General features: G+C 60.6%; 8 protein-coding genes. 3 read left to right on the plus strand and 5 right to left on the minus strand.

Translation table 11 applies throughout. The features are described from left to right. Window positions 1-3 precede the first annotated feature (3 nt). Both QEN71_RS43595 and QEN71_RS43600 read left to right on the plus strand, forming a co-directional pair. The gene (locus tag QEN71_RS43595) at window positions 4-3,123 is read left to right on the plus strand and encodes an error-prone DNA polymerase (protein WP_201657810.1); all 3,120 of its coding nucleotides are present in this window, start codon (window positions 4-6) and stop codon (window positions 3,121-3,123) included. Between the two features lie 22 nt (window positions 3,124-3,145). Beyond that, complete coding sequence (locus QEN71_RS43600; protein WP_201657807.1) at window positions 3,146-3,445, plus strand: DUF2471 family protein; 300 nt, start codon at window positions 3,146-3,148, stop codon at window positions 3,443-3,445. A 396-nt stretch (window positions 3,446-3,841) separates the two neighbouring features. Here the strand turns inward: QEN71_RS43600 and QEN71_RS43605 are convergent, their stop codons facing one another. Continuing rightward, a complete protein-coding gene (locus QEN71_RS43605; RefSeq protein WP_233472056.1) occupies window positions 3,842-4,480 on the minus strand; it encodes an ATP-dependent DNA ligase in 639 nt (212 codons plus the stop codon). Beyond that, a complete protein-coding gene (locus tag QEN71_RS43610) occupies window positions 4,467-4,739 on the minus strand; it encodes a hypothetical protein (RefSeq protein WP_233472055.1) in 273 nt (90 codons plus the stop codon). Before QEN71_RS43610 ends, QEN71_RS43605 begins: the two co-directional genes overlap by 14 nt. Before the next feature lie 15 nt (window positions 4,740-4,754). On the opposite strand from QEN71_RS43610, the gene QEN71_RS43615 reads away from it, so the two are divergent. Continuing rightward, window positions 4,755-5,558, plus strand: a complete 804-nt coding sequence (locus tag QEN71_RS43615) for an SOS response-associated peptidase (protein WP_233472054.1) — start codon at window positions 4,755-4,757, stop codon at window positions 5,556-5,558. Between the two features lie 95 nt (window positions 5,559-5,653). Here the strand turns inward: QEN71_RS43615 and QEN71_RS43620 are convergent, their stop codons facing one another. From QEN71_RS43620 to QEN71_RS43630, 3 genes are all read right to left on the minus strand, one after another. Then, complete coding sequence (locus QEN71_RS43620) at window positions 5,654-7,462, minus strand: phosphoadenosine phosphosulfate reductase domain-containing protein (RefSeq protein ID WP_201657804.1); 1,809 nt, start codon at window positions 7,460-7,462, stop codon at window positions 5,654-5,656. 67 nt (window positions 7,463-7,529) lie between these two features. Further along, window positions 7,530-8,357 (minus strand): hypothetical protein, encoded by an 828-nt coding sequence (locus tag QEN71_RS43625; protein WP_201657801.1) that lies wholly within the window; start codon window positions 8,355-8,357, stop codon window positions 7,530-7,532. Between the two features lie 541 nt (window positions 8,358-8,898). Beyond that, on the minus strand, window positions 8,899-9,084 hold the full coding sequence (locus QEN71_RS43630; protein ID WP_201657798.1) for a hypothetical protein: 186 nt from the start codon (window positions 9,082-9,084) through the stop codon (window positions 8,899-8,901). Window positions 9,085-9,121 lie beyond the last annotated feature (37 nt).

A 9,121-nucleotide genomic window follows, 5' to 3' on the forward strand; every position in this document is an offset into this window, starting at 1 on the left:
GTCATGGTGCCTGCATCGTTCGGCCTGCCCGGCTATGCCGAGTTGCAGTGTGCGTCCAACTTCACGTTCCTGCACGGCGCTTCGCATGCCGAGGAACTGGCCGCGCGCGCGGCGCAGCTTGGGTACGAGGCCATTGCAATCACCGACGAGTGCTCGCTTGCGGGCATCAAACTGCTGGTCGGCGCGCATTTTCGCGTCACGAACGCCGATGGCTCGCCTGCCCTCGCCTTCACGGCGATCGCCCAGAATCGCGACGGCTACGGCAACCTCTCAGAACTCATCACGCTTGCGCGCACGCGCACGGCCAAGGGCACGTATGTCGTCTATCCGCACGACCTCGATCATCCTGATCCGCCTTACACGCATCTACGCGCGCTACCTGATTGCCTGATCATCCTGACGCCCGAATTTCCCGCGAAGGATGCGCGACTGGACGCACAGGCGCAATGGGCGGCACAAACGTTCGGCACCGATCGCTGCTGGATGGGACTGACCCTGCACGCCCGCGCGCTCGATGATCTGCATCGCAATACCGTCTACGACGTCGCCGAACGGCACGGACTGAGCGCAGTGGCTACCGGCCAGGTGCTGATGCATGTGCGCTCGCGCAAGCCGCTGCAGGACACACTGACGGCGATTCGCCTGAACCGGCCCGTGACCGAATGCGGATTCGAACTGACACCAAACGCCGAACAGCATCTGCGCTCGCGGTTGCGGCTGGCCAACGTCTATCAGGCGGACTCGCTCGCGCAGACGTTGAACATCGCGTCGCGCTGCACGTTCGTGCTCGACGAGCTTCGTTACGAGTATCCCGACGAACTCGTGCCGCCCGGTACCACGCCGACCGCGTACCTGCGGCGCGAGACCTATCTGGGCGCACACCGCCGCTATCCCCGCGGCATCCCGCACATCGTGCAGACGCAGATCGAGCACGAACTGTCGCTGATCGCGGACCTGAAGTATGAGCCGTACTTCCTGACGGTGTACGACATTGTCCGTTTCGCGCGCAACGAAGGCATCCTGTGTCAGGGGCGCGGTTCGGCGGCAAACTCCGCAATCTGCTACTGCCTCGGTATCACGGAGGTGGACCCCGCGCGGGGCAATCTGTTGTTTGAACGGTTCATCTCAAGGGAACGGGCGGCTGCGGGGGACGTGCCCGATATCGACACCGACTTCGAGCACCAGCGGCGCGAAGAAGTGATCCAGTACATCTACGGGAAGTACACGCGCACACGCGCGGCGCTGGCGGCTGCCGTCACAACCTACCGGCCACGTTCGGCGATCCGCGACTCCGGCAAGGCGCTCGGCATTGATCCTTTGATCGTTGATCGGGTCGCGAAAGAGCATCACTGGTTTGATTCGAGCGCCGATCTTATGCGTCGCTTCGTTGATAGCGGGCTGGACTCCGAGACGCCGATCATCCAGCAGTGGGCAACGCTCGCGGCGACGCTACTCGGCTTTCCGCGCCACCTGTCCCAGCACGTAGGAGGCTTCGTAATCGCTCGCGGCAAGCTCTCGCGGCTCGTGCCCCTCGAAAACGCGTCGATGCCGGATCGCACCGTGATCCAGTGGGACAAGGACGATCTGGAAGCGCTCGGCCTTCTCAAAATCGACGTGCTTGCGCTCGGCATGCTGTCGGCGATCCGCCGCACGCTCGAACTGGTTTCGCAGCAGCGCGGCGAGCCATTCGAAATGCAGGACATCCCCGCCGAGGACGAGGCGACCTACGACATGATCTGTGCGGCTGATACCGTCGGCGTGTTCCAGATCGAGTCTCGTGCACAGATGAGCATGCTGCCGCGCCTGAGGCCACGCGAATTCTACGATCTCGTGATCGAAGTCGCGATCGTGCGGCCGGGCCCGGTTCAGGGCGGCATGGTCCATCCGTATCTTCGCCGTCGGCAGGGACTGGAACCCGTCAGCTATCCGAGTGCGGAGGTCGAGCAGGCGCTCAAGCGCACGCTTGGCGTGCCTATCTTTCAGGAGCAGGTTATGCAGGTTGCGATGCTCGCGGCGGGGTTTAGCGCGGGCGAAGCGGACCAGTTGCGCCGCGCGATGGCCGCCTGGAAGCGCAAGGGCGGCCTGCAGCACTACCATGACCGCATCGTTGAAGGGATGCTCCAGCGCGGCTACGACCGCGAGTTTGCCGAATCGATCTTCGCGCAGATCCAGGGCTTCGGCGAATACGGCTTCCCTGAGAGCCACGCTGCAAGCTTCGCACTGCTCGTCTACGCAAGCTGCTGGCTCAAGCGCCACGAGCCAGCAGCGTTCCTGTGCGCGATGCTCAATAGCCAGCCAATGGGCTTCTACTCGCCATCGCAACTCGTCCAGGATGCCAAGCGTCATGGCGTTGGTGTGCTGCCCGTCGACGTGACAGTGAGCGACTGGGATTCAACGATGGAAGGCGACGGAAGTATGGCGCCAGTGCGACTTGGAATGTCCGTAGTTCGCGGCATGCGTGAGGAGACCGCGCAGCGTATCGAGGCAGCGCGCGCGGTGAAGCTGTTCCGCGATGTTGCCGACCTCGCGAACCGGGCGCAACTCGATCGCCATGACTTGCAGGTGCTCGCGGCCGCCAACGCACTAAAGCCGCTCGCGGGCGACCGGCGGCAGGCACTGTGGGCAGCCGTCGCCGCTGTCCCGGAAAAAGATCTGTTGCGCGCGACAGCGCGCGAGGAAGAGGCACCCAACCTGGTCGCGCCAACCGAAGGACAGAACCTGATCGCCGACTACCGTTCGACGGGTCTGACGCTCGGCCGACATCCGCTCGCCCTGCTGCGCAAGAAGCTACTGACGATGCGCCTGATGTCCGCCGAAACGCTGATGCGCTACCGTGACGGACAGCTCGCACGGGCCTGCGGAATCGTCACGGTACGTCAGCGCCCCGGCACGGCGAACGGCGTCATGTTCATGACGCTCGAGGACGAGACGGGATCTGTGAACGTGATCGTCTGGCAGTCGGTGCTTGAACGGCAGCGGCGCGAAGCGCTCGGCTCGTCATTGCTTGCCGTTTATGGTGTGTGGCAGCGTCAGGGCGACGTGAAGCATCTCGTCGCACAACGGCTCGTCGACGTCTCGCACCTCCTCGGCGAACTGCCGACGGCGAGCCGGAATTTTCACTGAATCCAAGGTAAAGGAAAGAGCAATGGAACACTACAACGTGCTGTTTGATGCGCAAGCTGCTGTCGATGCAGTCGTGCCGAATGTCGTCGCCCGGCATCGTGGAAAAGGCATCTTGACGTGGAAGCTGATGCACGAGATTGAGGAGGAGGTCCTGTCAGAAGTCCGCGCAGGCGGACGGTTCAGCACGCGGCTGCTGCAGATGATCTGTGCGCCAGCCGCCCTCTCTTACCCCAATGACGATCGCCCTGCTTCCTTTGAGGGACATGACTTCGTTCCGATTGTCTTCGGGGCAATCGAGAAGGCATGGCGACAGGTCCACTAAAGAGGTTATCTTCGGCTACCTATGGAGGCTCGGAAGCTGCTTGACGAAGACCGGGTCTACTGTACAACGGTGTTGTCCTCAACCTTAACGAGCAAGAAAGGAAGACAACACTGATGCGCCGCCGACAACCCAAGATCTACGCTACCCTTCGCCGCCGTTTTTGCACCGAGGCTCTGGTGACGATGGGCTTCAAGTACACGAGTACCAGCGGGTCCACTCTGGTCAAGCTCGGCGCCTGTCGTACCCCGTATGCGACGGCTTCGCGCGACGGCGAGTTCTGGCGTGTGACGCCACTCGTCGGCCCACGGATTTGGCGAGCCCGTTGATTTGCGGCATTCATATATGCCATAAGCGCGTACTGCGCGGGCCTCCGGTACGCATCGAACGCCGTATGAATCACTCGGGTTTTTTCCGACCAAATCCGAGTGCTTCTGGGCGGCTGTATTGTGCGTTCTTGACCTTGATCCAGTTCAGTGAGCGACCGCGCGTATACGGCGACGCCTTTCGCTTTGCGACCATCCCCTCGAAGTCATGGAGCAGCACTTGTTCAAACACCAGCTCGCCAACGCCTTCGACGTCTGGCACATAGACGAGCGTGGGCGTGTCGTCGAAAGCGTCGCGCAGGCAAGACTTGCGGTCGGCTAACGGCAGTGCACGCTGATCCACGCCATCCGCGATCATCATGTCGAAAACATAGAGCCTTGCAGGGCAGCGGCGCGCGGCGGCCGGCACGCTGCGGAGCGATGTTGTCCTCGCGCGCTGCTGCAAGCTCGCGAATGACTCGCTCCCGCGAGCGGCGCCCACGGCAAGCTCGGCATCCCATACGAAATCACCCGGCACTGCCGCGACCGCCTCGATGACCTCGGGGAACGAGACGTTGAAGAGATTTCCTTCGCGGCTGATGAGGTCGACGCCCCGCTCGCGCGACTTGCGCACGAGGCAGCGAAAACCGTCTAATTTCCATTCGTAGAGCCAGTCTCGATCGGAAAATGGACGTTTCCGCAGCGTCGAGTGCATCAGGTCAGTTGCGTCCAAATGCCGCCTCGCGCTCAAGACGGTCGAGCCAGGCGGTGCAGTAGGCGAGCTTTGCGTAAGCGAAGCCGATCGGTCCCGCGCGCTGCACCGAAAGGCCGCTGTAGTTGCAGAAGTGCTCGAAGTCGTCGATAGGAGTATGCCCGCGCGAATTCACTGGCAGCGGCTCGGGCAGGAGGTCGGCCAGCATCGTGTCTGGGTGACCGTAGAAGTCGCCATCTGGGTAGAGGCCGCCCCAGCGTTCTGCATCGAAGTCTTGCATGGCGGTTCTCCAAGGATGACTCCCAAGGACAAGCATGACAGATACCTGCTCGACGCGCTCGCGCGGGCCGCCGCCCTTCCGCGCTACTATCAGGGTGTGCAGTTCACTACTAGCAGGGTCCGCTCGATGTGCACAAGCTATCAAACCAACGAGTACGATCGTTTCGAGGCGTTCAGTTTGTTTTCGCCTCCGACGTTTGAGTACCAGCACGAGATCTTCAAGGACAACTACATTGCGCCGATCTTCCGGCGTGAGGAGGATCACTTTGCGACTGATCCGGCGACCTTCGCCTTGATTCCGCGTCGTAAGATGAAGCCGAACACCAAGCCTTTCGATACGATGAATGCGCGCGACGATTCGCTCGACGTCAAGCCGAGCTTTGTCGGACCGTGGCGCTCTATGCAGCTCTGCCTGATACCGTGCCAATGGTTCTATGAGCCAAGTTATGAAAAAGATCCGGAGAGATCGGAACGTTGGCGCATCGGTATGGCCGACGGCGGCCCGCTCGCGATCGCGGGACTCTGGAAAAGCTGGAATGAGGCAGATGGCGGTCGGTCGTTTTCGTTCACGATGTTGACCGTCAACGCGGATGACCACCCGTTGATGAAGCGCTTTCACAAACCCGGTGCCGAGAAGCGATCGGTCGTGATCGTGCCACCGGACCGCTACGAGGAATGGTTGACCTGCAGCTCAAGCGAGGACGCACAGTCCTTTTTGAACCTGTATCCAACCGAGATGATGCACGCCGAACCCTACCCTTTGCCTCCGCGCAAGCGGCGCACGGAGCCGGCGATCGATGATCAGAGCAGCTTGTTCTAAATGCCCACCTCGTCGCTGATCCTGCATTTCCGTTTCCTCAAATAAAAAAATCCCCGATGCCTCTAGCCCCGGGGATCTCGAAAAACGCTGGCCGGTTACGCGGCTTCTGCAAACAGATCAAGCTGCGGACCTTCGCGACACAGCAGTACCTGATGCTCACCGTCGCTGATACCACAAGCGACAAGATGGGCATCCAGTTCCGCAGGTGTCAGGTTTCTGCGCTGTGCGAGGCGCGCAAAATATTGTCCTCGCTTCGCCATGTCCTGATACCGCTGAGCCATGCCGACCGGCAGCTTCACGAAGCCTTCGTTCAGCCAGAACCGCGCTGATTCGATCGCTTCGCGATTCTGGTTGTCGAGCATGAACGCTGTATCGTACGAGCACGTCACAAATACACACGCAGCTTCCGCGTCGACCTCAAACTGCGAGGCCTCTTCGAAGTAGACCGTTTGCTCCCCGCCCGTCGTTCTGGCATAACGGCCCGGCCGTTCAGGATGCAAGTAGCCGTTCCATTGCTCCGCATCGAAATCGCGAAGCCCGAGTGCAGGCGCGTCGCGATCATACTGTCCGACCGGGTACCAGCCGTGCAGCACGATCTCCGCTTTCGGTTTTGCTTCCAACGGAGGAACAGGGTATCGCCGTCCAAGGACGTTCACGTCGTGCCACACAGCAAGCGCAGGGAAAGCGTGCGGTGCGTAGTGGTGCTTCGACAGGAAGAAATCAATGGCCACGAGCTGCTGTGGCGTCACGAACTCGAATTGCGGATCACACAGTTCGCGGTTCTCTTCGTTGTCGGGAATAAGCCCCGACGCCATATCCGCAGAATGCGCTTCCGCCCGATCTCGCTCGTTCGCGTCGATACTAAGGATCATTTTTAGCATATTGACCCTCTCGGAAAAATTGTAGGTATCGGCCTGAATCCGCGTATATCCAGCGTCACTCAGCGTTCGGCCGACCAGCTCCCGCCGCGACATGTCCCACTGAACGGCAAGAAGGTAGTTTCGAAAGTCGTTCAGTGGCTTGAGATGCGCATACTCTTCTTCCTGCATCATGTTTTCGAGCGATCTGTCATTGCTCACCATGCCGCAGAAAACGCAGCCGAAACGCGACCCACACGCCGCTCGCGTCCCACTCTCACCCATCACGACGCCGCAGACACCGCCGTTACCCGCCCGATAGATATCGGAGAGCCTCGTGACCGTCGACGACGACAACGGGCTCGGAAACGGCATACTCGCCGGTTCCGCGAGACACGCCAGCATCGTCCATACATTGTCCACCGTCCAGTCTCGCAACGGAGAGAGCGTCAACGTTCCCGAGGCCTGGCGAGTCGCCATATCAGCCTTCTCATCTCTCTCAATCATTGCCCGCCCCCTGGACTGGCTTTCGTCGAGGCGATTGCCAATCACGGAGATCGTTTCACGCACGCCGGCGGCGTTCGCCTTCTGCTCAAGGAGAGTGCGGAGCCTTCCGATTGGACGTACCTTGTACGAATCTGCACAGGCGCGTACGCGCTTCCCGTTTCGGACACCGTTCTCCGGCGTCCTGACAAGTGTGCCTCGCCCTATCGTTTGCACGACAAACTGCGACGCGAGCGACGGCTGCGTGACATGCACCTCAACGGGCAAACCCGTCTCTTCGACGAACAACGTCACCTCTTCCAGCAACGAATGCAGGAAATTCGATGTCGTTGGGTTGTCGATCGTCGTGTCCGCAGAGATGACGTAGTGCCTTACGTCCGGGCTCCTGGATTTCGCCCGTCTGACTGCCTCGAGCATCAGGACCATCGCGCACGTACTGTCTTTCCCGCCGCTTAGTCCCGTTGCCAAAACATACCCCTGCTCGATGTACGACTGCATCGATTCAATCGCAGCTTCCATCAGGGTAAAAATGTCATGTTCCATGTGATGCTCCATTGAAGAAAGGAGCGCCCTTTCGGGACGCTCCCGAAAGGGTTAGAAAATGAATGATTTACAAGGTCATATTCAGACTTGCCGACCGAGCGTCTTCCAGAGACTGACTTGCAGCTGCAAAAAGGTCAGGCTGGCGTGTTGCGCGATCAAGCCGGGGCAATGCCTTCGCATAGCGGCTCGGCCCGCTGCCGTCGAAACTGTTCGCTCCGGCGGCAGCACAGATGTGAATGCGACGTGCCGAATTAACGCGTCCAACATGAAGGTGACAGTTGCGCCTGCGTGCAAGCAAGCCCCACGCCTCCGCCGTCTCCTCCTTCCACTCCGTCGATCCGCCGATGAAGATCCCGACTACGGGCGACAGATACGGTGCGACATCGTCGAGTTGCATCCCGTTCTGTACCGCGAGGAGCAGCTGGGCAGGAATGCCTGACAGACGCTCCTTCCAACGCAATGAAAAATCGAGCGACGCCAACCCACCCTGAACGATGTCGGGCAAAACGATCCAGTCGGCGCGCTCCCCGAGCTTCTCCACGACATCCAGAAAGGCAGGTTCATCGAACGGTTCACCGCGCTGGTATGCCGTCCATGCGCCGTTGTCGATCGCATAACGCATCCCTTCCGTACGATGCTCGCCCTTGGCAGACACCAGGAGGCGCCATCCAGCTACCGCCAGCGCCTCGAGGTTGCGACGCGTGCCCGTCCGGCTCGCGTACCCAACCATGGGCGCGCGGTGCATGATCAGGCGTTCTTCGATGTCGTCCGGCTCATCGTCAGCGCTCCCGTCGACGCAGTAGTAGTCGGCGTAGGCCATGACAGCCTGTGCCCAACCCTGCTTCTGACCGCTCGCGTAAGACGCCAGCCAACTCGGCTCTTTCGTTGCGCTCATATCGGCAGCTCCGGATCCGGCGTCGGTCGACCTGCGATCACGAGGAAATGTTTCTCTCCCGCCAACCGGTTGACCTTGCGCACCCACGGGCGCACTTCGTTCGGACACGTCGGCTGCCCTGCGACGTACTGCATCGCCGCGGCTTCGGTGTCGAACTTCTCGGGGGAAAAACCAACAATGGCTGCTTAGAACATAGATGCTCCACAAAAAGGGATGCGGAGCGACCCTCGCGGGATCGCTTTCCCGCAAGGGTAAAAAAGCGAAGCCCCGACGCCTGAAAATTGGTCGTCGGAGCTTTCGCAAACAGCTATCAGGAAAAGGACTTCGGATGACTCGCCGGGAAGACGAGCACCCTGCCGTCAGGACAGAGCGTGAAGTCTCCAGGCTCACCTTTGGGCCTCTGAACCACGATCACGGACCGCGCGCCCGTCGCGTGCGCCTGCGGTTGATTCGTACAGGCACACAACGACGAACTGCCAGCCGCTAACAGCAGAAAAATGAGGTTTTGCATGGTTGTCGCTCAAAGATTGAAGGGCCCCGCTTACGCGGAACGTGATTCAGTGGGATCGCTCGCATGCACCGTGACCCACCTACCGTCGATCAGGACGTCACGCAGGAGCGTGCCGTTCAGGACATAGGTGTGATTGGTGCCGACGCGCGGATTGCAAGGACGAACCGAGAGCGTTGCCGCTTCGGCACGGACGTTGAAACTACGGATCAAAGACATGGCGTTCCTCGTTGATAAATCGGCGAGAAAACGCCCC

Source organism: Paraburkholderia sabiae, assembly GCF_030412785.1.
Lineage (GTDB): Bacteria > Pseudomonadota > Gammaproteobacteria > Burkholderiales > Burkholderiaceae > Paraburkholderia > Paraburkholderia sabiae.

What these genes read in the sequence shown, in the direction of transcription:
- QEN71_RS43625 (WP_201657801.1), bottom strand. Translation starts at nt 8,357, where the DNA reads ATGAGCGCAACGAAAGAGCCGAGTTGGCTGGCGTCTTACGCGAGCGGT.
- QEN71_RS43610 (WP_233472055.1), bottom strand. Translation starts at nt 4,739, where the DNA reads ATGCAAGACTTCGATGCAGAACGCTGGGGCGGCCTCTACCCAGATGGC.
- QEN71_RS43600 (WP_201657807.1), top strand. Translation starts at nt 3,146, where the DNA reads ATGGAACACTACAACGTGCTGTTTGATGCGCAAGCTGCTGTCGATGCA.
- QEN71_RS43630 (WP_201657798.1), bottom strand. Translation starts at nt 9,084, where the DNA reads ATGTCTTTGATCCGTAGTTTCAACGTCCGTGCCGAAGCGGCAACGCTC.
- QEN71_RS43615 (WP_233472054.1), top strand. Translation starts at nt 4,755, where the DNA reads ATGACTCCCAAGGACAAGCATGACAGATACCTGCTCGACGCGCTCGCG.
- QEN71_RS43595 (WP_201657810.1), top strand. Translation starts at nt 4, where the DNA reads ATGGTGCCTGCATCGTTCGGCCTGCCCGGCTATGCCGAGTTGCAGTGT.
- QEN71_RS43620 (WP_201657804.1), bottom strand. Translation starts at nt 7,462, where the DNA reads ATGGAACATGACATTTTTACCCTGATGGAAGCTGCGATTGAATCGATG.